The 20,548-nt window shown below is 61.9% G+C and carries 33 protein-coding genes; 31 read left to right on the forward strand and 2 right to left on the reverse strand.

The window, feature by feature from the left end:
* The first annotated feature begins 47 nt into the window (after positions 1-47).
* From tuf to H0274_RS02690, 31 genes are all read left to right on the forward strand, one after another.
* On the forward strand, positions 48-1,223 hold the full coding sequence (gene tuf, locus H0274_RS02540) for an elongation factor Tu (protein WP_226792778.1): 1,176 nt from the start codon (positions 48-50) through the stop codon (positions 1,221-1,223).
* Positions 1,224-1,382: 159 nt separating this feature from the next.
* Positions 1,383-1,694: a 30S ribosomal protein S10 gene (gene rpsJ, locus H0274_RS02545; protein WP_040715017.1), complete on the forward strand. Its 312-nt coding sequence runs from the start codon at positions 1,383-1,385 to the stop codon at positions 1,692-1,694.
* A 296-nt stretch (positions 1,695-1,990) separates the two neighbouring features.
* Positions 1,991-2,749: a 50S ribosomal protein L3 gene (gene rplC / locus H0274_RS02550; RefSeq protein WP_226792779.1), complete on the forward strand. Its 759-nt coding sequence runs from the start codon at positions 1,991-1,993 to the stop codon at positions 2,747-2,749.
* A 3-nt stretch (positions 2,750-2,752) separates the two neighbouring features.
* Positions 2,753-3,379, forward strand: a complete 627-nt coding sequence (rplD, locus tag H0274_RS02555) for a 50S ribosomal protein L4 (protein WP_226792780.1) — start codon at positions 2,753-2,755, stop codon at positions 3,377-3,379.
* Positions 3,372-3,683: a 50S ribosomal protein L23 gene (locus H0274_RS02560; RefSeq protein ID WP_226792781.1), complete on the forward strand. Its 312-nt coding sequence runs from the start codon at positions 3,372-3,374 to the stop codon at positions 3,681-3,683. Before rplD ends, H0274_RS02560 begins: the two co-directional genes overlap by 8 nt.
* A 12-nt stretch (positions 3,684-3,695) precedes the next feature.
* A complete protein-coding gene (gene rplB, locus H0274_RS02565) occupies positions 3,696-4,532 on the forward strand; it encodes a 50S ribosomal protein L2 (protein WP_226792782.1) in 837 nt (278 codons plus the stop codon).
* Positions 4,533-4,537: 5 nt separating this feature from the next.
* The gene (gene rpsS / locus H0274_RS02570; RefSeq protein WP_054530254.1) at positions 4,538-4,816 is read left to right on the forward strand and encodes a 30S ribosomal protein S19; all 279 of its coding nucleotides are present in this window, start codon (positions 4,538-4,540) and stop codon (positions 4,814-4,816) included.
* Complete coding sequence (gene rplV, locus H0274_RS02575) at positions 4,816-5,193, forward strand: 50S ribosomal protein L22 (protein ID WP_226792783.1); 378 nt, start codon at positions 4,816-4,818, stop codon at positions 5,191-5,193. The genes rpsS and rplV overlap by 1 nt, the downstream gene beginning before the upstream one ends.
* 2 nt (positions 5,194-5,195) lie before the next feature.
* Positions 5,196-5,891, forward strand: a complete 696-nt coding sequence (gene rpsC / locus H0274_RS02580; protein ID WP_226792784.1) for a 30S ribosomal protein S3 — start codon at positions 5,196-5,198, stop codon at positions 5,889-5,891.
* 20 nt (positions 5,892-5,911) lie between these two features.
* A complete protein-coding gene (gene rplP / locus H0274_RS02585; protein WP_226792785.1) occupies positions 5,912-6,343 on the forward strand; it encodes a 50S ribosomal protein L16 in 432 nt (143 codons plus the stop codon).
* A 3-nt stretch (positions 6,344-6,346) separates the two neighbouring features.
* Positions 6,347-6,550 carry a 50S ribosomal protein L29 gene (gene rpmC, locus H0274_RS02590; protein ID WP_226792786.1) on the forward strand — a complete coding sequence of 68 codons (204 nt, stop codon included), beginning with the start codon at positions 6,347-6,349 and terminating at the stop codon, positions 6,548-6,550.
* A gap of 11 nt (positions 6,551-6,561) precedes the next feature.
* Positions 6,562-6,843 carry a 30S ribosomal protein S17 gene (rpsQ, locus tag H0274_RS02595; RefSeq protein WP_226792787.1) on the forward strand — a complete coding sequence of 94 codons (282 nt, stop codon included), beginning with the start codon at positions 6,562-6,564 and terminating at the stop codon, positions 6,841-6,843.
* A 61-nt stretch (positions 6,844-6,904) separates the two neighbouring features.
* Positions 6,905-7,273 carry a 50S ribosomal protein L14 gene (gene rplN / locus H0274_RS02600; protein WP_054530248.1) on the forward strand — a complete coding sequence of 123 codons (369 nt, stop codon included), beginning with the start codon at positions 6,905-6,907 and terminating at the stop codon, positions 7,271-7,273.
* Complete coding sequence (rplX, locus tag H0274_RS02605; RefSeq protein WP_226792788.1) at positions 7,273-7,593, forward strand: 50S ribosomal protein L24; 321 nt, start codon at positions 7,273-7,275, stop codon at positions 7,591-7,593. The genes rplN and rplX overlap by 1 nt, the downstream gene beginning before the upstream one ends.
* On the forward strand, positions 7,586-8,167 hold the full coding sequence (gene rplE, locus H0274_RS02610) for a 50S ribosomal protein L5 (RefSeq protein WP_226792789.1): 582 nt from the start codon (positions 7,586-7,588) through the stop codon (positions 8,165-8,167). Before rplX ends, rplE begins: the two co-directional genes overlap by 8 nt.
* A gap of 26 nt (positions 8,168-8,193) precedes the next feature.
* A complete protein-coding gene (gene rpsN / locus H0274_RS02615) occupies positions 8,194-8,499 on the forward strand; it encodes a 30S ribosomal protein S14 (protein ID WP_226792790.1) in 306 nt (101 codons plus the stop codon).
* A gap of 10 nt (positions 8,500-8,509) precedes the next feature.
* Entirely contained in the window at positions 8,510-8,905 is a 396-nt protein-coding gene (gene rpsH / locus H0274_RS02620) for a 30S ribosomal protein S8 (protein ID WP_226792791.1), read from the forward strand.
* Positions 8,905-9,438, forward strand: coding sequence for a 50S ribosomal protein L6 (gene rplF, locus H0274_RS02625; RefSeq protein ID WP_226792792.1), 534 nt, complete (start codon positions 8,905-8,907; stop codon positions 9,436-9,438). Before rpsH ends, rplF begins: the two co-directional genes overlap by 1 nt.
* Position 9,439: 1 nt before the next feature.
* Positions 9,440-9,784 (forward strand): 50S ribosomal protein L18, encoded by a 345-nt coding sequence (gene rplR / locus H0274_RS02630; protein ID WP_226792793.1) that lies wholly within the window; start codon positions 9,440-9,442, stop codon positions 9,782-9,784.
* Positions 9,785-9,786: 2 nt separating this feature from the next.
* Positions 9,787-10,524: a 30S ribosomal protein S5 gene (gene rpsE, locus H0274_RS02635; RefSeq protein WP_226794424.1), complete on the forward strand. Its 738-nt coding sequence runs from the start codon at positions 9,787-9,789 to the stop codon at positions 10,522-10,524.
* Between the two features lie 6 nt (positions 10,525-10,530).
* Complete coding sequence (gene rpmD / locus H0274_RS02640) at positions 10,531-10,707, forward strand: 50S ribosomal protein L30 (protein ID WP_054530242.1); 177 nt, start codon at positions 10,531-10,533, stop codon at positions 10,705-10,707.
* A 139-nt stretch (positions 10,708-10,846) separates the two neighbouring features.
* The gene (locus H0274_RS02645; protein ID WP_226792794.1) at positions 10,847-11,971 is read left to right on the forward strand and encodes an acyltransferase family protein; all 1,125 of its coding nucleotides are present in this window, start codon (positions 10,847-10,849) and stop codon (positions 11,969-11,971) included.
* Between the two features lie 49 nt (positions 11,972-12,020).
* Positions 12,021-12,509 (forward strand): 50S ribosomal protein L15, encoded by a 489-nt coding sequence (gene rplO / locus H0274_RS02650; protein ID WP_226792795.1) that lies wholly within the window; start codon positions 12,021-12,023, stop codon positions 12,507-12,509.
* Between the two features lie 123 nt (positions 12,510-12,632).
* Positions 12,633-13,997, forward strand: coding sequence for a preprotein translocase subunit SecY (secY, locus tag H0274_RS02655; RefSeq protein ID WP_226792796.1), 1,365 nt, complete (start codon positions 12,633-12,635; stop codon positions 13,995-13,997).
* Positions 13,998-14,060: 63 nt separating this feature from the next.
* The gene (locus tag H0274_RS02660; RefSeq protein WP_226792797.1) at positions 14,061-14,708 is read left to right on the forward strand and encodes an adenylate kinase; all 648 of its coding nucleotides are present in this window, start codon (positions 14,061-14,063) and stop codon (positions 14,706-14,708) included.
* Between the two features lie 424 nt (positions 14,709-15,132).
* The gene (rpsM, locus tag H0274_RS02665) at positions 15,133-15,501 is read left to right on the forward strand and encodes a 30S ribosomal protein S13 (protein WP_226792798.1); all 369 of its coding nucleotides are present in this window, start codon (positions 15,133-15,135) and stop codon (positions 15,499-15,501) included.
* Positions 15,502-15,555: 54 nt separating this feature from the next.
* Entirely contained in the window at positions 15,556-15,945 is a 390-nt protein-coding gene (gene rpsK, locus H0274_RS02670) for a 30S ribosomal protein S11 (RefSeq protein ID WP_057884041.1), read from the forward strand.
* 106 nt (positions 15,946-16,051) lie between these two features.
* On the forward strand, positions 16,052-17,107 hold the full coding sequence (locus H0274_RS02675; RefSeq protein WP_226792799.1) for a DNA-directed RNA polymerase subunit alpha: 1,056 nt from the start codon (positions 16,052-16,054) through the stop codon (positions 17,105-17,107).
* 86 nt (positions 17,108-17,193) lie between these two features.
* Positions 17,194-17,616: a 50S ribosomal protein L17 gene (gene rplQ, locus H0274_RS02680; protein WP_226792800.1), complete on the forward strand. Its 423-nt coding sequence runs from the start codon at positions 17,194-17,196 to the stop codon at positions 17,614-17,616.
* A gap of 219 nt (positions 17,617-17,835) precedes the next feature.
* Positions 17,836-18,417 (forward strand): hypothetical protein, encoded by a 582-nt coding sequence (locus H0274_RS02685; RefSeq protein WP_226792801.1) that lies wholly within the window; start codon positions 17,836-17,838, stop codon positions 18,415-18,417.
* Between the two features lie 112 nt (positions 18,418-18,529).
* Positions 18,530-19,207 (forward strand): hypothetical protein, encoded by a 678-nt coding sequence (locus H0274_RS02690; RefSeq protein ID WP_226792802.1) that lies wholly within the window; start codon positions 18,530-18,532, stop codon positions 19,205-19,207.
* Here H0274_RS02690 and H0274_RS02695 read toward each other — a convergent pair.
* Both H0274_RS02695 and H0274_RS02700 read right to left on the reverse strand, forming a co-directional pair.
* Positions 19,186-19,836, reverse strand: a complete 651-nt coding sequence (locus H0274_RS02695; protein WP_226792803.1) for a trimeric intracellular cation channel family protein — start codon at positions 19,834-19,836, stop codon at positions 19,186-19,188. The genes H0274_RS02690 and H0274_RS02695 overlap by 22 nt on opposite strands.
* Positions 19,833-20,519 carry a PepSY domain-containing protein gene (locus tag H0274_RS02700; RefSeq protein WP_226792804.1) on the reverse strand — a complete coding sequence of 229 codons (687 nt, stop codon included), beginning with the start codon at positions 20,517-20,519 and terminating at the stop codon, positions 19,833-19,835. The genes H0274_RS02695 and H0274_RS02700 overlap by 4 nt, the downstream gene beginning before the upstream one ends.
* Positions 20,520-20,548: the final 29 nt, after the last annotated feature.

Below are 20,548 nucleotides of genomic sequence, written 5' to 3' on the forward strand. Positions count from 1 at the left end.
CGATCTCCCGCAATGATCGAATTTTGAGAAAATAGAGGTTTTGACAAATGGCTAAGGCAAAATTTGAGCGGACCAAGCCGCACTGCAACATCGGCACCATCGGTCACGTCGACCACGGCAAGACCACGCTGACGGCTGCTATCACCAAGGTTCTGGGCGCTCCGGTCGATTTCGCGAACATCGACAAGGCTCCTGAAGAGCGCGAGCGCGGTATCACCATCTCGACCGCTCACGTGGAATACGAAACCGACGCGCGTCACTACGCACACGTCGACTGCCCGGGCCACGCTGACTATGTGAAGAACATGATCACCGGTGCCGCCCAGATGGACGGCGCGATCCTGGTTGTGAACGCTGCTGACGGCCCGATGCCGCAGACCCGCGAACACATCCTTCTGGCCCGTCAGGTCGGCGTGCCGGCTCTGGTCGTGTACATGAACAAGGTCGACCAGGTTGACGACGAAGAGCTGCTCGAGCTCGTCGAACTCGAAGTTCGCGAGCTGCTCTCCAGCTACGACTTCCCGGGCGACGATATTCCGATCGTCAAGGGTTCGGCTCTGGCCGCTCTCGAAGGCCGCGATCCGGAAATCGGCGAAAGCTCGATCAAGGCTCTGATGGACGCGGTTGACGCCTACATCCCGCAGCCCGAACGTCCGATCGACAAGCCCTTCCTGATGCCGATCGAAGACGTGTTCTCGATCTCGGGTCGCGGCACCGTGGTGACCGGCCGTATCGAAACCGGCGTTGTGAACGTTGGTGACGAAGTCGAAATCGTCGGCATCAAGGACACCCAGAAGACGACCGTGACCGGCGTCGAAATGTTCCGCAAGCTGCTCGATCGCGGTGAAGCTGGCGACAACGTCGGTGCCCTGATCCGTGGTATCGCTCGTGAATCGGTTGAGCGTGGCCAGGTCCTCGCCAAGCCGGGCACCGTGAACCCGCACACCGAATTCAGCGCCGAAGTCTACGTGCTGTCGAAGGACGAAGGTGGCCGTCACACGCCGTTCTTCGCCAACTACCGCCCGCAGTTCTACTTCCGCACCACCGACGTGACCGGTGAAGTGATCCTCCCTGAGGGCACTGAAATGGTCATGCCGGGCGACAACGTGACGATCGGCGTGAAGCTGATCGCTCCGATCGCGATGGATGAAGGTCTTCGCTTCGCAATTCGCGAAGGTGGCCGCACCGTCGGTTCGGGGGTTGTCAGCAAGATCACGAAGTAATATAGGCGCCGCAGAGGCGGGGGATTCGTCCCCCGCCTTTCGGTATTCTCGAAGGGCCGCCCCTTCCCGAAACTTCCAACGAAGGTCGGTGAGGCGGGGCGGTTCTTTGTTTTTGGTGGCTCTTGGGTCGCCGTGGCTCTTTCGCATCGGTAGTTGGAAATGGAAGCTCAGAATATTCGCATTCGCCTCAAGGCGTTTGACCACCGCGTTCTCGATCAGGCGACTGGCGAGATCGCCGAAACCGCCCGCCGTACTGGCGCGCTGATCCGGGGCCCCATTCCGCTGCCGACGCGTATCGAGAAGTTCACCGTGAACCGCGGTCCGCACATCGACAAGAAGTCGCGGGAACAGTTCGAGGTTCGCACCTACAAGCGGCTGCTGGACATCGTGCAGCCCAACGCCCAGACGGTCGACGCGCTGATGAAGCTGGACCTGGCGGCTGGTGTGAATGTGGAGATCAAGCTCGCTTAAGTGAGTTTGCTTCCGGCCTCCGCTACGGCGGAGGCAGCCTGTTTTCAGGCAAGTTTTGGCCTTCGGGCCGCATCCTATCCGGAAGCCGGATTTATCCGGGCCGGTTCGCGGGAAATTTCCCGCGCAGACATTGGGATACCGCCGGATCGTAATTGATCCGGGCTGCGTCCCCCGTCTTGCTCTTCCAAAGGCTTGTGCCGAGGGAAGGGCGCTCAGCCCGGACGGGGCGATGCATCACAATTAGGGCTGGCAAGCACCTGGAATGGGTCCAGGTGCCTCTGTTGAGGAGATTGGTCATGCGCACAGGCGTGATCGCTAAGAAAGTCGGGATGACCCGCCTGTTCCAGGAGGATGGACGTCACGTTCCCGTGACCGTTCTTGCCCTGGAAGACTGCCAGGTGGTTTCGGTCCGTACCCAGGAGAACGACGGTTACACCGCTCTCCAGGTCGGTTCGGGTGAAGCCAAGCAGAAGAACGTTGCCAAGCCGCAGCGTGAGCATTTCGCCAAGGCTGAAGTGTCGCTCAAGATGAAGGTCGCGGAATTCCGCGTCGCTGAAGATGCGGTGCTGGAAGTCGGTTCCACGATCGCTGCCTCGCACTTCGTGCCGGGCCAGCTGGTCGACATTACGGGCCACACGCAGGGCAAGGGCTTTGCCGGTGCGATGAAGCGCTGGGGTTTCGGCGGTATGCGCGCTACCCACGGTGTTTCCATCAGCCACCGCGCCCATGGTTCGACCGGTAACCGTCAAGATCCGGGTCGCGTGTTCAAGGGCAAGAAGATGGCCGGCCACATGGGCGACCGTCAGCGCACTCAGCAGAACCTCGAAATCGTCCGTACGGATGATGAGCGCGGCCTGATCTTCGTGAAGGGTTCGGTTCCCGGCTCGAAGAACGCCTGGCTGCTCGTTCGCGACTCCGTGAAGGTTTCGCGTCACGCCGAGGCTCCCTATCCCGCCGGGCTGAAGAGCGCGGCCAACAGCAATGACGCGGCGCCTGCCGACACTCCGGCTGAAGAAGCCGTGGCTGTCGAGGCGACCGAAGGCCAGGAGGGCTAAGTCGTGAAGGTGAAGCTTTCCAACCTCGACGGTTCGGTCGCCAAGGGCGACATTGAACTGAACGATGCCGTGTTCGGCCTTGAGCCGCGCGCCGACATCCTCCACCGCGTTGTCACCTGGCAGCTCGAAAACCGCCGCGGCATTGCTCGCGCTACCCGTGAGCGTTCGGACGTTGCTCGCACCGGCAAGAAGTGGGGTCGCCAGAAGGGCGGCGGCACGGCTCGCCATGGTGATCGCAAGGCTCCGGTGTTCATCGGCGGTGGTAAGGCCCATGGTGCCCGTCGTCGTGAATTCGACATTTCGCTGAACAAGAAGATCCGCGCCCTCGGCCTCCGGATGGCTCTTTCGGCGAAGGCGAAGAACGGTCTTGTGATCGTTGACAGCCTGGAACTGACCGACGCCAAGACCAAGGCGCTGGCAGGTCAGCTCGCCAAGGCGGGCTGGGGCAAGAAGGTGCTGGTGATCGACGGCGAGAGCGTGAATGACAATTTCGCGCGTGCCGCCGGCAATCTGAAGGACATCAACGTCCTCCCCGCCATCGGCGCCAATGTCTATGACATCCTGAAGCATGATACGCTGGTGCTGACGCGCGCCGCGGTCGAAAAGCTGGAGGCGCGTTTCAATGGCTAAGAAGCAGGACGTGGACGTACGTCACTACGACGTGATCCTTTCGCCGCACATCACCGAGAAGGCAACGCTGCTGTCCGAGAACAACGCAGTCGTCTTCAAGGTTGCCGGCAGCGCCACGAAGCCGCAGATCAAGGAAGCGGTAGAAGCGCTGTTCGACACCAAGGTGAAGGCAGTGAATACGATTGTCCAGAAGGGCAAGACGAAGCGCTGGAAGGGCAAGGCCTACAAGCGCACCGACGTGAAGAAGGCGATCGTGACCCTGGCTGCCGGCCAGGACCCCATCGACGTCACCAGCGGCATCTGAGGCTAGAGAACAATGGCACTCAAGAACTACAAGCCGACTAGCCCCGCGCGTCGCGGCCTCGTGCTGGTCGACCGCTCGGGCCTCTACAAGGGCAAGCCGGTCAAGGCTCTCACCGAAGGCAAGTCCAAGACGGGTGGCCGCAACAACAAGGGCCACGTGACATCGCGCGGCATTGGTGGCGGTCACAAGCAGAAGTACCGTTTCGTGGACTTCAAGCGCCGCAAGTGGGACGTTGCCGGAACCGTTGAACGGATCGAATACGATCCCAACCGCACCGCGTTCATTGCGCTGATCAAGTATGAGGATGGCGAACTCGCCTATATCCTCGCACCGCAGCGCGTTGCCGTGGGCGACCAGGTGATCGCCGGTGAAAAGACCGACGTGAAGCCGGGCAACGCCATGCTGCTCAGCCAGATGCCGGTCGGCACCATCTGCCACAATGTGGAGATGAAGCCGGGCAAGGGCGGCCAGATCGCCCGTTCGGCAGGCACCTATGTGCAGCTCGTCGGTCGTGACCGCGGTCTGGTGATCGTGCGTCTCAACTCGGGCGAGCAGCGCTACCTGCGTGGCGATTGCATGGGTACGGTCGGTGCGGTGTCCAACCCGGACAATTCGAACCAGACGCTTGCCAAGGCTGGTCGTCGTCGCTGGATGGGCGTCAAGCCGCTTACCCGCGGTGTCGCCAAGAACCCGGTCGACCACCCGCATGGTGGTGGTGAAGGCCGTACCTCTGGTGGCCGTCATCCGGTTACGCCGTGGGGTAAGCCGACGAAGGGTGCCCGCACGCGGCACAACAAGTCGACCGACAAGATGATCATCCGTTCGCGTCACGCGAAGAAGAAGAGGTAAGCCCCATGGCTCGTTCCGTCTGGAAAGGCCCGTTCGTCGACCTGCATCTGCTGAAGAAGGCAGAAGACGCGCAGGAACAGGGCACTCGCGCTGGCGCGATCAAGACCTGGTCGCGTCGTTCGACGATCCTGCCGCAGTTCGTTGGCCTGACGTTCAACGTCTACAATGGCCAGAAGTTCATCCCCGTCTCGGTCAACGAGGAAATGGTCGGGCACAAGCTTGGTGAATTCGCGCCCACGCGCAACTTCCCGGGCCACGCAGCCGACAAGAAGGGTAAGCGCTAATGGGTAAGCAGAAAGCTCCCCGTCGCGTCGGTGAGAAGGAAGCGCTGTCGGTCGGCACCACCATCCGTGGTTCGGCCCAGAAGCTCAACCTCGTCGCCGGTCTGATCCGCGGCAAGAAGGCTGAAGAGGCCCTCAACATCCTGACCTTCTCCAAGCGGGCGATGGCACAGGACGCGAAGAAGGTGCTCGCCTCGGCGATCGCCAATGCCGAGAACAACCACAATCTCGACGTCGACGCTCTGGTCGTCGCCGAAGCGAGCGTGGGCAAGTCGGTTACCATGAAGCGGTTCCACACCCGTGGCCGTGGTAAGTCCACGCGCATCCTGAAGCCGTTCAGCCGTCTGCGCATCGTCGTTCGCGAAGTCGAGGAGGCCTGATCATGGGTCATAAATCCAACCCCATTGGCCTGCGCCTGCAGATCAACCGCACCTGGGACAGCCGCTGGTACGCCGAAGGGCGTGACTATGCCAAGCTGCTCGAGGAAGACATCAAGATCCGCAAGTTCGTGATCGCAACCGTGCCGCAGGCCGCGATCTCCAAGATCGTGATCGAGCGTCCGGCCAAGCTGTGCCGCGTCAGCATCTATGCTGCGCGTCCCGGCGTGATCATCGGCAAGAAGGGCGCTGACATCGAAAAGCTGCGCGCTCAGCTTTCCAAGATGACCGCCAGCGAAGTGAAGCTGAACATCGTTGAAATCCGCAAGCCGGAAATCGACGCGAAGCTCGTCGCTCAGGGCATTGCTGATCAGCTGATCCGCCGTGTGGCGTTCCGCCGCGCGATGAAGCGGGCGATGCAGTCTGCCATGCGTCTTGGCGCGGATGGCATCAAGGTGATGTGCGGTGGCCGTCTCGGCGGCGCTGAAATCGCCCGTGTCGAGCAGTATCGCGAAGGCCGCGTGCCGCTTCACACGCTGCGCGCCAATGTCGATTATGCCGAAGCCGAGGCGCTGACCGCCTATGGCATCATCGGCATCAAGTGCTGGATCTTCAAGGGTGAGATCTTCGCCCACGATCCGATGGCGCAGGACCGGCTGATGATGGAGGCTCAAACCTCCGGCGTCCGTCCGGCGCGTTGATCGGGAGCTGAGTAGAGACAATGCTGCAACCGAAGAAAACCAAGTTCCGCAAGGCCTTCAAGGGCCGCATCAAGGGTGATGCCAAGGGTGGTTCGAGCCTGAATTTCGGCTCCTACGGCCTCAAGGCCCTCGAGCCGGAACGTATCACCGCCCGCCAGATCGAAGCGGCTCGCCGTGCGATCACGCGCCACATCAAGCGCCAGGGCCGTCTCTGGATCCGCGTCTTCCCGGACGTGCCGGTTTCGAAGAAGCCTGCCGAAGTCCGTCAGGGTAAGGGCAAGGGTTCGATCGAATATTGGGCAGCTCGCGTTAAGCCGGGCCGCATCCTGTTCGAACTGGACGGCGTTGCCGGCCCGCTCGCTGCGGAGGCTTTCAGCCGCGCCGCGATGAAGCTGCCGATCAAGACCAAGGTCGTTGCCCGTCTCGGCGACACCTCGCACCTGGAGGGCTAAGAGATGAGCAAGATCGAAGATCTCCGCGCCAAGACCGACGACCAGCTGACCGCTGAACTCGTCGAACTCAAGCGCGAGCAGTTCAACCTGCGCTTCCAGGCCGCGACCAGCCAGCTCGAGCGTCCCGCCCGGGTTAAGGAAGTCCGCCGCGAAATCGCGCGCATCAAGACGCTGCAGAGCGAACGCACTGCGGCTGCCAAGGCCTGAGGAGTTAGACGATGCCGAAGCGTATCCTGATCGGGACCGTCGTCTCCGACAAGACCGACAAGACCGTCACGGTCAATGTCGAGCGTAAGGTGAAGCACCCGCTTTACGGGAAGATCATCCGCCGCTCGAAGAAGTACCACGCTCACGACGAGGACAATTCCTTCAAGGTCGGCGAGACCGTGCGGATCGAAGAGACCCGCCCGATTTCGAAGACCAAGAGCTGGAAGGTTCTCGACCGGGTGACGGCGGGCAAGGGCACGGCTCTCGAAGCCAATCTCGACGCCGAAGCGTAAGCTACAGAATTTGGAACTGCCGGACTGGTTCCGGCAAGCCGATTGAGAAGGAACCGGATCGATGATCCAGATGCAATCCAACCTCGACGTCGCGGATAACAGCGGCGCGAAGCGCGTCCAGTGCATCAAGGTGCTGGGCGGCTCGAAGCGCCGTACCGCTGGCGTTGGCGACGTGATCGTTGTCTCCATCAAGGAGGCGCAGCCGCGTGCCCGCGTGAAGAAGGGTGACGTTCACCGCGCCGTTATCGTGCGCACCAAGAAGGACGTTCGCCGTCCCGATGGCAGCGTCATCCGCTTTGACACCAATGCCGCTGTTCTCGTGAACAAGAACGAGGAGCCCATCGGCACTCGTATCTTTGGCCCCGTGGTGCGCGAACTGCGCGGCAAGGGCTTCATGAAGATCATCTCGCTCGCACCGGAGGTGCTGTGATGTCTGCCGCCAAGATCAAGAAGGGCGACACTGTCGTCATCCGTTCGGGCAAGGACAAGGGCCGTACCGGCACTGTGACCAAGGTTCTGCCGCAGGACGGCAAGGTCGTGGTCCAGGGCGTCAACGTTGCCGCCCGTCACCGCAAGCCGTCGCAGACGAACCCGCAGGGCGGGATTGATCGTTTCGAAGCGCCGCTCGCCATTTCGAAGGTTTCGCTCGCTGACCCCAAGTCGGGCCAGGCAACGCGCGTCCGTTTCGAAGTGCGTGATGGCAAGAAGGTCCGTGTGGCCGTGAAGTCCGGGGAGGTCATCAGTGGCTGACAATTACACCCCTCGCCTCAAGCAGAGCTATGAGGACCAGATCGTCAAGGCGATGACCGAAAAGTTCGGTTACAAGAACCGCCTTGAAGTTCCCAAGCTGGAAAAGATCACGCTCAACATGGGCGTTGGCGAAGCCAGCCAGGACAAGAAGAAGGTCCAGACGGCCGCTGAGGAAATGGAACTGATCGCCGGCCAGAAGCCCGTGATCACCAAGGCGAAGAAGTCGATCGCACAGTTCAAGCTGCGCGAAGGCATGCCGATCGGTTGCAAGGTTACTCTGCGCCGTGAACGCATGTATGAATTCCTCGATCGCCTCGTGACGATCGCGATGCCCCGCATCCGCGACTTCCGTGGTCTCAACCCGAAGAGCTTCGATGGCCGTGGCAACTATGCCATGGGCGTGAAGGAGCAGATCATCTTCCCCGAGATCAGCTACGACAAGATCGACAAGGTGCGTGGCATGGACATCATCGTCACCACCACCGCGAAGACCGACGAGGAAGCCCGCGAGCTTCTGCGTCTGTTCGGTTTCCCTTTCCCTGCCGACCAGCAGGACCAGAAGGAAGCGGCGTGAGCCGCTGATAGAGAGAGCTTAAGTCCATGGCGAAACTGAGTTCCGTGAACAAGAACGAGCGCCGCAAGCAGCTCGTGAAGAAGTATGCGGCGAAGTACGCAAAGCTGAAGGCAATTGCCGACAATGAGTCGCTCGATGAAACCGAGCGCCTGATGGCTCGCCTGAAGCTGGCGGAAATCCCGCGTAACGCGAACCCCACCCGTGTGCGCAACCGCTGCGCCACCACCGGCCGTCCGCGCGGCTATTATCGCAAGTTCGGCCTGTGCCGCATCGAACTGCGGGATCTGGCCAACAAGGGCCTCATCCCCGGTGTGACGAAGTCGAGCTGGTAAGGATCCGCAAATGGCTATGACCGATCCCCTGGGTGATATGCTCACCCGCATCCGCAACGGCCAGCAGGCGAAGAAGGATTCCGTCCTTTCGCCGGCTTCCAAGCTGCGCGCCAACGTGCTCGAAGTGCTCCGCCGCGAAGGCTATATCCGTGGTTACTCGGAAGATGCCACCGGCAAGCACCCGCAGCTGCGGATCGAACTGAAGTATTTCGAAGGCGAGCCCGCTATCAAGCATGTCGCTCGCGTGTCCAAGCCTGGCCGCCGCGTCTATTCGGGTTCCAAGGAACTGCCGAATGTCCGCAATGGCCTTGGCATCACCATCGTCTCGACGCCTCGCGGCGTGCTTTCGGATGCCGAAGCGCGCGCCCAGAACGTCGGCGGCGAAGTGCTGGCGGAGGTGTTCTGATGAGCCGCATCGGTAAAGTGCCGGTGACGATCCCCAGTGGCGTCACCGCCGACATCAAGGACGGCATTCTCACCGTGAAGGGCCCGAAGGGCACGCTCACGCTGGGTCTGGCCGATGATGTGACCTACGAGGTCCAGGACGGCACGATCTCGGTCCGTCCGGCCAATGACAGCAAGCGAGCCCGCTCCTTCTGGGGCATGCAGCGCACGCTGGTGGCCAATCTCGTTTCGGGCGTGACCGAAGGCTACACCAAGGTGCTTGAAATCACCGGTGTCGGCTATCGTGCGCAGGCCCAGGGCGCGAAGCTCAAGCTCCAGCTCGGCTATAGCCATGACGTCGATCTCGACGTGCCCGAGGGCCTGGAAGTGAAAACCCCCGATCAGACCACGGTCGAGATCAACGGGATCGACAAGCAGAAGGTCGGCCAGTTCGCGGCCGAAGTTCGCCGGTGGCGCAAGCCCGAACCCTATAAGGGCAAGGGTATCAAGTACCGCGGCGAATACATCTTCCGCAAGGAAGGGAAGAAGAAGTAAGATGGCCAAGCTCTCCCTTTTCGAACGCCGCCGGCGCCGGGTGCGCACCGCGCTCAAGAGCCGTGCTGGTGGTCGTCCGCGTCTGTCGGTGCATCGCACCGGCCGTCACATCTACGCGCAGATCATCGATGACGCCGAAGGGCGCACCGTGGCTGCAGCATCAACGCTCGGCTCGAAGTCGAGCGGCGCGAATGTCGACGCCGCCGTGCAGGTGGGCAAGGACATTGCCGATGCGGCCAAGAAGGCCGGTGTGACTGCTGTCGTGTTCGATCGCGGCGGCTTCCTGTTCCATGGCCGCGTCAAGGCGCTGGCCGACGCCGCGCGCGAAGGCGGGCTGGAGTTCTGATGATGGCTGACGAGAACAACAACGAGCAGACCCCGGAAACCACCGGTGCGGTCGAAGCTGCAGCGGCTCCCGCTGGCGAAAACGCCCGCGAAGGTCGTGGTGGCGGCCGTGGCCGTGGCCGTGGTGGCGATCGCGGCGGTGAACGTGGCGGCCGTGGCCGTCGCGACGATCGCCGTGGCGGCCGTGGCGGCGAGGAAGAAGCGGGTGAGGAGCTGATCGAAAAGCTCGTTCACATCAACCGCGTCTCCAAGACGGTGAAGGGCGGCAAGCGTTTCGGTTTCGCTGCGCTGGTCGTCGTGGGTGACGGCAAGGGCCGCGTTGGCTTCGGTCATGGCAAGGCTCGCGAAGTGCCGGAAGCCATCACCAAGGCAACTGCTTCTGCGAAGAAGAAGATGGTGCGCGTGCCCCTCAAGGAAGGCCGTACTCTGCACCATGACGGCAAGGGCCGTTTCGGTGCCGGCAAGGTCAACGTGCGCAGTGCCCCGGCGGGTACCGGTATCATTGCCGGTGGTCCGATGCGTGCCGTGTTCGAGAGCCTGGGCGTTCACGATGTGGTGACCAAGTCGGTCGGTACGTCCAACCCCTACAACATGATCCGCGCCACTTTCGACGCGCTGACCAACCAGACTTCGCCGAAGTCGGTGGCCCAGCGTCGCGGCAAGAAGGTCGCTGACCTGCTCGGCCGTGGCGGCGCAAGTGAGGCGGAGGCTGAAGCCGACGCCGCAGCTCTGACGGAGTAAGCACCCATGGCAAAGATCAAGATCAAGCAGATCGGTTCGCCGATCCGCCGGCCCGAAAGCCAGAAGAAGATCCTTATCGGTCTGGGCCTGGGCAAGATGCACCGCGTGGTCGAGGTGGAAGACACCCCGGAAGTGCGCGGCGCCATCGCCAAGCTGCCCCATATGGTGGAAGTGGTCGGCTGACCGCATTCACTCGATATGACTAAGGAAAACCCCGGCCAGCGTGCCGGGGTTTTTCGTAAGTGGAAACGACGTGCGGAGCTGAGGGCGCGCTATGGAAGGCAGGGGTGCTGCACAGGGAACGGCCAGAGTAGAGCGGGCGGTGGCGAACCGGCCGTATCTCTCGCTGATCGACGGGGTGCGAGGCATCGCCGCATTGTCGGTGCTGTTCTATCACTATGTTCATTTCTTCATGTCCGGGCCGGATCGGCTCAAGATGCCCGGCTATCAGGAAGTCCTGCCCGCGCGCGAAGTGCTCTGGCCTGCCTATGAATGGGGCTATTTCGCGGTCCAGGTTTTCTGGCTGATCTCCGGCTTCGTTTTCGCTCATGTCTATTACGGACACCGCGTGGGCACGCGTAGCTTTGTGGTGAACCGGATCGCGCGGCTCTATCCCCTGCATCTGCTCACATTGCTTGTGGTGACCGGCCTGCAATTCATTGCGCTGTACCGCCTTGGCTACACGCCGATCTACGGCAAGTTCGACTGGCAGCACTTCGTCGCCCAATTGTTCATGGCGTCGGACTGGATTCGCACAGGCCTGTCCTTCAATGGGCCGATTTGGTCCGTGTCGGTGGAGATCGCTGTCTATGCCATCTTCTGGCTCACCCGCGGGCTGGCGCGGCGTTTCGGGGCTGTTTTCACGATTGCCATGGCGCTGGGATTCGGTTTCGCGGACTATAAATGGGGCGCGAGTTCCGGTGTGCTTTCGTGCGGCTCCTATTTCTTCGCAGGCTGTTCGCTCAGCATTCTGCGCGAAGGTTACGCGAAAAATGGGCGGATACTCGCTCTATTGGCCACGGTGTTCGCGCTGGGCGGCGTGGCATCCACGATTGGTGGAGGCGACGCAGGCTGGCGGATATTCGGCATTACCGGCATTTTCGGCGCGCTGTTCCTGCTGCTTGCCGAATGGCAGAATAGCGCGCCGGCCTGGCTGGATCGCGCCTGCGAATGGCTCGGCGAGAACACATATGGCGTCTATCTGTGGCACTTCCCGATCCAGCTCACCATGATGCTGGTGCTGATGCCCGCGATCAGGACGCAAGACATTGCTCGCAACGGGTGGTTTCTGGCGCTGTTCTTCTGCCTGACAGTGGTGATCGCCCGCCTTAGCTATGTCTGGTTCGAGCGGCCGATGCGCGATTTCCTGCGCGAACGGCTCGCCGGATCGCGGCACAGGCCGGCAAACCCGCCAAAGGGGGGTGACAAGCAGGTTCCGGGCAGCTAAGTGCCCGCCTTTCCCTTCAGCGCGAACAAAGCGAAAGCGAGTGCATATTATGAAACTGAACGAAATCCGCGACAATGCCGGCGCCCGCAAGGGCCGTATGCGTATCGGCCGTGGTATCGGCTCCGGCAAGGGCAAGACGGGCGGTCGTGGCCAGAAGGGTGCAAAGGCACGCTCGGGCGTTTCGATCGCCGGGTTCGAAGGCGGCCAGATGCCGCTGCACATGCGCATCCCGAAGCGCGGCTTCAACAATCCCTTCGGCAAGGACTATGCCGAAGTGAACATCGGCATGATCCAGAAGTTCATCGATGCCGGTAAGCTGGACGCCAAGGGCACCGTTGACCATGCAGCTCTTCAGGCTGCCGGTCTGGCTCGTGGTGGCAAGGATGGCGTGCGCCTGCTCGGCAAGGGCGAGCTTTCGGCCAAGCTGTCGTTCAAGGTCGCCGGTGCGAGCAAGGGCGCTGTTGCCGCAGTCGAAAAGGCCGGCGGTTCGGTGGAACTGCTCGCTGCGGCTGCTCCTGCGGCAGAAGCTTCCGAATAATTCGGCAATTCGTCCGGGCGGGGGTGGTTCCATCTCCGCCCGGCCCCTATATGGGCTGCAGCTGATAGGAAGGGGGACGTTCGGCGCGAGCCGGTATGCCCCCAATAAAGGTTAAGCGTTCCCATGGCATCACGCGCCGACAATATCGCGAGCAACCTGAATCTCGCCAATTTCTCGAAGGCGACCGAGCTCAAGCAGCGAATCTGGTTCACGATCGGCGCGCTGATCGTTTTCCGTTTCCTGAGCTTCGTTCCGCTTCCTGGCGTCAATCCGCTCATTCTCGAGAGCCTCTACGCGCAGACCCGCGGCGGCATTCTCGACCTCTTCAACACATTCTCGGGCGGCAGCCTTGAGCGGATGAGCCTCATCGCGCTCGGCATCATGCCCTACATCACCGCGTCTATCGTGGTGCAGCTCGCGGCCTCGCTTCATCCCGCTCTCGCGGCGATCAAGAAGGAAGGCGAAAGCGGGCGCAAGAAGCTCAACCAGTATACCCGTTATGGCGCCGTGTTCCTCACCGCGATTCAGGGCTGGTTCCTTGCGGCGGGACTTGAAAGCTACGGCGCGCAGAGCGGCCTTCAGGCCGTGGTCGAGCCGGGCGTCATGTTCCGCGTGGTTGCGGTGATCAGCCTGATCGGCGGCACCATGTTCCTGCTGTGGCTGGGTGAGCAGATCACCTCGCGCGGCATCGGCAATGGCGTGTCGTTGATCATCATGGCCGGTATCGTGGCGCAGTTCCCCACTTTCACCGCCAATATGTTCGAAGGCGGCCGGTCGGGCTCGATCAATCCGTTCGTGATCGTCGGTTTCATCGGCATGGTGGTCGGGCTGGTGCTGCTGATCTGTTTCATGGAGCGCGCCCAGCGGCGCCTGTTGATCCAGTATCCCAAGCGGGCAAGCCAGCGCGGAATGATGCAGGCGGATCGCAGCCATCTTCCGCTCAAGCTCAACACGGCCGGCGTTATCCCGCCGATCTTCGCCAGCTCGCTGCTGCTGCTGCCGCTGACGATCAGCCAGTTCGCCGGTAATTCGGTGAGCACTGACAGCACGCTGGGCGGCATCATCGTGACGCTGAACCAGTATCTGCAGCACGGCCAGCCGCTCTACATGACGCTTTATGCCATCGGCATCGTCTTCTTCTGCTTCTTCTACACCGCCGTGGTGTTCAACCCGGAAGAGACGGCCGACAATCTGAAGAAGAATGGCGGCTTCATTCCCGGCATCCGTCCGGGCAAGAACACCGCCACCTATCTGGATTATGTGCTGACGCGCATCACGGTGATCGGTGCGATCTACCTGACTGTGGTGTGCTGTCTGCCGGAATACATGATTGCGCAGACCGGCGTTCCGCTGTTCCTCGGCGGTACCAGCCTGCTGATCGTGGTAAACGTGACTGTGGATACTATCACCCAGATTCAGTCGCACCTTCTGGCGCACCAATATGGTGACCTTATCAAGAAGGCAAAGCTGAAAGGCCGACTGCGCTGACCGATACGGGCGGGCCTTCTAGGTCCGCCCGGTCCGGCAGCGTCGGGTCAACGGGGAGGGCAAATGAACATCATTCTTCTTGGGCCTCCGGGCGCGGGCAAGGGGACGCAGGCAAAGCGTCTCGTTGAACGGCACGGCATGCGCCAACTTTCGACCGGCGACATGCTGCGTGCCGCCGTCAAGGCCGAAACGCCGACCGGACTTCGCGTGAAGGCGGTGATGGAAGCGGGCGAACTTGTCTCGGACGAGATCGTTTCCGCGCTGATTTCCGATGAGCTGGAAGTCATGGGCAAGGACATCGGGGCTATCTTCGATGGCTATCCGCGCACTGCGGAGCAGGCCCATTCGCTCGACGGGATTCTTTCCGCCCATGGCCGCAAGCTGGACAGCGTGATCGAGTTGGAAGTGAACGAGGAAGCGCTGGTCGAGCGTATCACCGGCCGCTTCACCTGCGCCAAATGCGGGCAGGGCTATCACGACAAGTTCGAGCGCCCGAAGGTCGATGGCGTATGCGACAAGTGCGGTAGCACCGAGTTCAAACGCCGTCCGGACGATAATGAGGAAACCGTGCGCACGCGCCTGGCCGAATATCGCGCCAAGACCGCGCCGATCCTGCCGATCTACGAAGCCCGAGGAATCGTGAACCGGGTGGATGGCATGGCCGACATCGATGTGGTGACGGCTCAGATCGAGCATATCCTCGGCCGCTGACCTTCGTTGAATGCAATTGAAAGGCCGCGACGTTCCTTTTTTGGGGGCGTTGCGGCCCTTCCTGCGTTCGGATCTGGCCAGGGCAAGGGTAGGTGGATCGAGGGCTTTGACCCGACACCATCCTTAGGGTATATCCTTAACTGCTCAGTGATCGTGCCTCGGCATAACGAGGTGCGCAGTGTCGGCGCAGCTTGCGGTTGACTGCGCGCCAGAATCGGCGTAGGCGCCTTTCCCTCCGAGTGAGACGGACAGTCCGGCAGGCGGCAGTCGTTGCGCGCCGTCCGGACTTTTTGCCGTGGTGGATTTACCGTGGTGAAAAATCCGTTTCCGTCGGAAAAGTGCAACGCGTTGAGATAGGGGGCTGCCCTTTGCCATATGGCTCCCCATATGGATTGGCTGGCGCTCTGTGGAGCAGGAGATTTAAGTGGCTCGTATTGCCGGGGTAAACATCCCCACCAACAAGCGCGTGATCATCGCGCTCACCTATATTCACGGTATCGGCCCCAAGTCGGCCAAGGACATTGCGGACAAGCTGGGCATCGATCACAGCCGCCGCGTGCAGGATCTTTCCGATGCGGAAGTTCTGCAGATCCGTGAAGCGATCGACGCTGGTTATACCGTTGAAGGTGACCTTCGTCGCAACACCGCGATGAACATCAAGCGCCTGATGGACCTGGCCTGCTATCGCGGCCTCCGCCATCGCAAGGGCCTGCCCGTCCGTGGCCAGCGCACGCACACCAATGCGCGCACCCGCAAGGGCAAGGCCAAGCCGATCGCAGGTAAGAAGAAGTAAGCAACCGTTTGAACGGCACGGCTTCCTTCTCATTTTCAGGACAGGATACGAACCATGGCACGCGAACCCCAGCGCATTAAGCGCCGCGAGCGTAAGAACATCAGCAGCGGCGTCGCGCATGTGAACGCCAGCTTCAATAACACCATGATCACCATCACCGATGCTCAGGGCAATGCGATCAGCTGGTCCTCGGCAGGCATGATGGGCTTCAAGGGCAGCCGCAAGTCGACCCCGTATGCTGCGCAGGTCGCCGCTGACGATGCCGGCAAGAAGGCCGCCGAGCACGGCGTGCGCACCCTGGAAGTCGAAGTAAAGGGCCCGGGTTCGGGCCGTGAGAGCGCCCTGCGCGCCCTGCAGGCGGTGGGTTTCACCATCACCTCGATCCGCGACGTGACGCCGATCCCGCACAATGGCGTGCGGCCGTCCAAGCGTCGCCGCGTCTGATTTGAACCTGCCCGCGACCCTTCGGGGCCGCACAGTAATTCGGATCGGCCGCGGCGCTCATCGCGTCGACGGCCGATCCAGCAAATAAAACCTCTAGGGGAAGTCCATGTCCGTCAACATGAAGAACTGGCAGGAACTCAAGAAGCCCAACAGCCTCGAAGTGAAGGCCGGTGGCGACGGGCGCCGCAAGGCGACCTTCATTGCTGAGCCGCTCGAGCGCGGTTTCGGCCTGACGCTGGGCAACGCCCTGCGCCGCGTGCTGCTTTCCTCGCTGCAGGGCGCTGCGATCACCTCGATCAAGATCGAGAACGTGCTGCATGAATTCTCGTCGCTCGCCGGCGTGCGCGAGGATGTGACCGACATCGTCCTGAACGTGAAGCAGATCGCGCTCAAGATGGAAGGCGAAGGCCCGAAGCGGCTGCAGCTTTCGGCGACCGGCCCGGCCCAGGTGAAGGCGGGCGACATTGCCGTTACCGGCGATATCGAGGTGATGAACAAGGATCTCGTGATCTGCCATCTCGATGAAGGCGCCACGCTGAACATGGAACTCACGGCGGATACCGGCAAGGGCTATGTCCCGGCTGTGTCCAACCGCCCCGTTGATGCGCCGATCGGCCTGATCCCGGTGGATTCGCTCTATTCGCCGATCAAACAGGTCAGCTACAAGGTCGAGAACGCTCGCGTCGGCCAGGAACTGGACTACGACAAGCTGAGCCTGAACGTCGAAACCGACGGCACGGTTACCCCTGAAGACGCTGTGGCCTATGCCGCGCGCATCCTGCAGGACCAGCTGACCCTGTTCGTCCACTTCGAAGACGGCATTCCGCAGCCTTCCAGCCCGATGATCGGCATTGCCGCTCAGCCGGAAGAATCGGACGCCAACCAGCTCAACCGTTACCTCCTCAAGAAGGTGGACGAGCTGGAGCTTTCGGTGCGTTCGGCCAACTGCCTCAAGAACGACAATATCATCTACATCGGCGATCTGGTCCAGAAGACCGAAGCCGAGATGCTGCGCACGCCGAATTTCGGCCGCAAGTCGCTCAACGAGATCAAGGAAGTCCTCAGCTCCATGGGCCTGCGCCTGGGCATGGACATCCCTGGCTGGCCGCCCGAGAATATCGAGGAAATGGCCAAGAAGCTCGAGCAGGAACTGCTGGGCTGACAACTTTCGGGTGACGGCGGCGACCCTTAATTGCCGCCAGTACCGGGCTACCTCACACGGGCCCCTTACGAACGAAGGATAGTAAAATGCGTCATAAACTTTCCGGCCGCAAGCTGCAGCGCAAGTCCGGCCATCGCGCCGCCCTCATGCGCAACATGGCTGCTGCGCTGATCAAGCACGAGCAGATCCAGACCACCACGGCCAAGGCCAAGGAACTGCGCCCCTATGTGGAAAAGCTGATCACGCTGGCCAAGCATGGCGGCCTTTCGAACCGCCGTCTGGCTCACGCCCGCATCCTGGACGAAGTGCAGGAAAAGAAGCTGTTCGAAGTGCTGGCCGCTCGCTTTGCCGGCCGCAATGGCGGTTACACCCGCATCATCAAGGCCGGCATCCGCGCCTCTGACGCTGCCCCGATCGCGATCATCGAACTGGTGGACCGTGATGTGGAAGCCAAGGGTAAGGATAGCGGCCCGGTGATGAACGAAGAACTGGATATGGCCGAAGCCTGATCCCAGCTCTCACGCTGAATTTGGAAACCCGCCGGGAGCGATCCTGGCGGGTTTTTCTTTGCGCAGGACACAGGGGGCGCTGTGTCCGTCTGTTCATAAAACAACATCGAATTATGAACAATCGCTGTCAGGCCAATTCAGCCTCCCATCACTCCCGAATCGCTAGATCCTCCTCCATGGCCGGGCATTTCCGCCCGCAGATTGAAGAGGACGCTAATCATGAAGACCATTACCAAGGGCCTGGTCGGAACCGTCGCGGCAGGCGCGGTGGCGATGGCTTCGGTTTCCCCCGCCTATGCCCGCAACGGCCATGATGACCGGATCGACGCGGGCGATGTGATTGCCGGTGCGCTGATCATCGGTGGCATTGCCGCAATTGCGGCCGCTGCCTCCGACAATGACCGGGATCGCTATGATCGCCGTTATGACGATCGCGACCGGCGCGGCTATGATGATCGCTATTATGGCGATCGCCGGGGCAACCCGCGGAGCGCGGTGGAACAATGCGTCAATGCCGCAGAGCGCACGGCGAGCCGCTATTCGCGCGGTGGCCGGGCCGATGTAACCGATATTCGGGACATTTCCCGCACGCGCGATGGCTATCGCATCAAGGGCCGCATCGCGGTGAACACCCGCGACCATGACTGGCGCCGTGGCGACCGTCGCTATGGCAATGGTTGGGGCGGTGACTATCGCGGGTGGAACGATCGCCTCTATGGCTATGATTCGGGCAAGTTCACCTGCCGGGTAAGCTATGGCCGGGTGGTGGACATCGATTACAGCGGCATTCGCGGCCTGTAATCCCCGCATCCCATAGCCTATCGAAGCGAAGGCGGTTCAGGGGCAGCTAAGCCTGAACCGCCTAGCTGATCCTAGGGTCCGCGATCGCCGGGCCTGTTTCAGGAGCCTTTCCATGGCCCGTTCATTCTTCCGTTTTCTCGCCGGCAGCGCCACCGTGGTCGCTGCGTTTTCCATGGCCGCCACGCCCGCCGCAGCCGAGAGCTGGGGTGGACATGGGCGCTATCATCACCGCCATGATCGTGGAGGGATCGACGCAGGCGATGTTCTGGCCGGCGTCCTGATCATCGGCGGCATCGCCGCCATCGCCAGCGCGGCGAGTAAGTCCGATAACAGGACGGACGATGGCTACCGCTATGGCGAGCCCTCATATCCCTATCCGGACGACCGGCCGGAGGATTACCGGGAGCCCGGCGCCTATCGCGGCCAGGGCGGTTCCTATGGTGCCTATTCGGGTGGGGGTATCGACAATGCGGTGAGCATGTGCACGGATCAGGTCGAGCGCGGCAATGAACGCGTGGCCAATGTGGACAATGCCGCCCGCACGCCCGATGGCTGGCGCATTTCCGGGCAGTTGGAGAGAGGAGGCGGGTTCGATTGCTGGATCGATAATGACGGACGCATCCGCAATGTCGATCTTGGCGATGCATCGCTGAACGGCTCCGCCTATCCGGCGCAGGACAATCAGTGGAATGACGACACCTATGCCCGCGCCCGCGCGCAGGCAGGCTATCCGGGCGATTATGTCGGGTCGGCGGACGAGAGGCCCTATTACGAAGGTTCTGGCGGCTGATTGCCGCTGCGTGAATAGGCGGGCAGGTTAAGCCCCCAGCGCAGGGCCGCGCCGCGCAGAAGAAAGCCTGCCAGCCCGGCCACGCCCCATACGAGCGGCGGATTGATGTTCAGCGCCATGCCCGCCGCGCACAGGGCCGCGGAAAGCGCTGCGGCCGTCACATAGATTTCCGGCCGCATGACGATGGAAGGCACGCCTGCCAGAACATCGCGGATAATGCCGCCTACGCAGCCTGTCACGATCCCCAAGATGGCCGCAGGTACAGGCGCTGCGCCCAGTGAGAGCGCCTTTGCCGTGCCGAGCACGGAGAAGACGGCGAGGCCCGCTGCATCCAGCCATTCGAGCAACTGCCCGTCCCACCAGCGATGCGGGGTGAACCAGGCTAGCAGGGCCATGGCAAGAATGGCCGGCGCGATCCATGGATCGTGGAGCCAGAAGGCAGGCACGCCCAGCAACACGTCACGCACCGATCCGCCGCCCACGCCGGTGACCAGCGCGAAAAAGCCCATGGTCACGATGGTCTGCCGCATGCGCGCGGCCTGCAGTGCCCCGCTCAGGGCGAAGACGGCGACGCCCGCCAGATCGAGCGCGGGGGGAAGGGTGAGGGTGGCGATTGTGGTGCTGGTCATGTCGTTTTCACCCGGGCCTTGCGGCGGCGGAACATCAGTACGCAGCCGAGCAGCGCGCCGATGACAGATATGCTCGCGAAGATCACCAGGATCGCGTGGTGGGCATTCTCTCGCGTTTTGAGGTCCATGATATGCAGGCCCCACATGAAATCATAAGCACGCCAGAAGCTGGTACGCATCGCCAGTACTTCGCCGGTCGTATCGGCGATGTAGAGATTGCTGCCGTCCGCGAAATGGGCCTGCCAGCTATCCACCGGGCGCCGCAAGTCTCCGGGGGCGCTGTCTGCCGGGAAATAGGTTACCCGCTCCAGACCGGCCTTGCCCGCATAGGCGGCTAGAGCGATGGCTTTGGCCTCATCCTTCGTCACAGGGGCGATCACGCTGCCATCGCGCGTGGAATAGCGATAGCGCCCGCCATCCTTCAGCGTAACGATCCACACAGGGCCATCCGTCTGGGCTGCCAGCGCCATATCCTTCACCGGGCCCAGTCCCTGCGGCACGGCAAGGCCTGCCGTTTCGACCGGGGGGACAGGCTTTAGCAGATCTTCTCCGCGCACTGCGTCGAGGGGGCGGGCTGCCATGAACAGGCCGGTGACGGTCCACATCAGAATGGGGAAGCCGGCCAGCCAGCCCAGCCAGATATGCCAGCGCGCAAAACGCTGCATGGTGGATTTTCGTGCCATTTGCTTCTCCTCGCCGCTTCCGGCGACCG

The sequence above is a fragment of the Fulverythrobacter ferritrahens genome (assembly GCF_020539485.1).
In the GTDB taxonomy this organism is placed as follows: Bacteria; Pseudomonadota; Alphaproteobacteria; order Sphingomonadales; family Sphingomonadaceae; genus Andeanibacterium; species Andeanibacterium ferritrahens.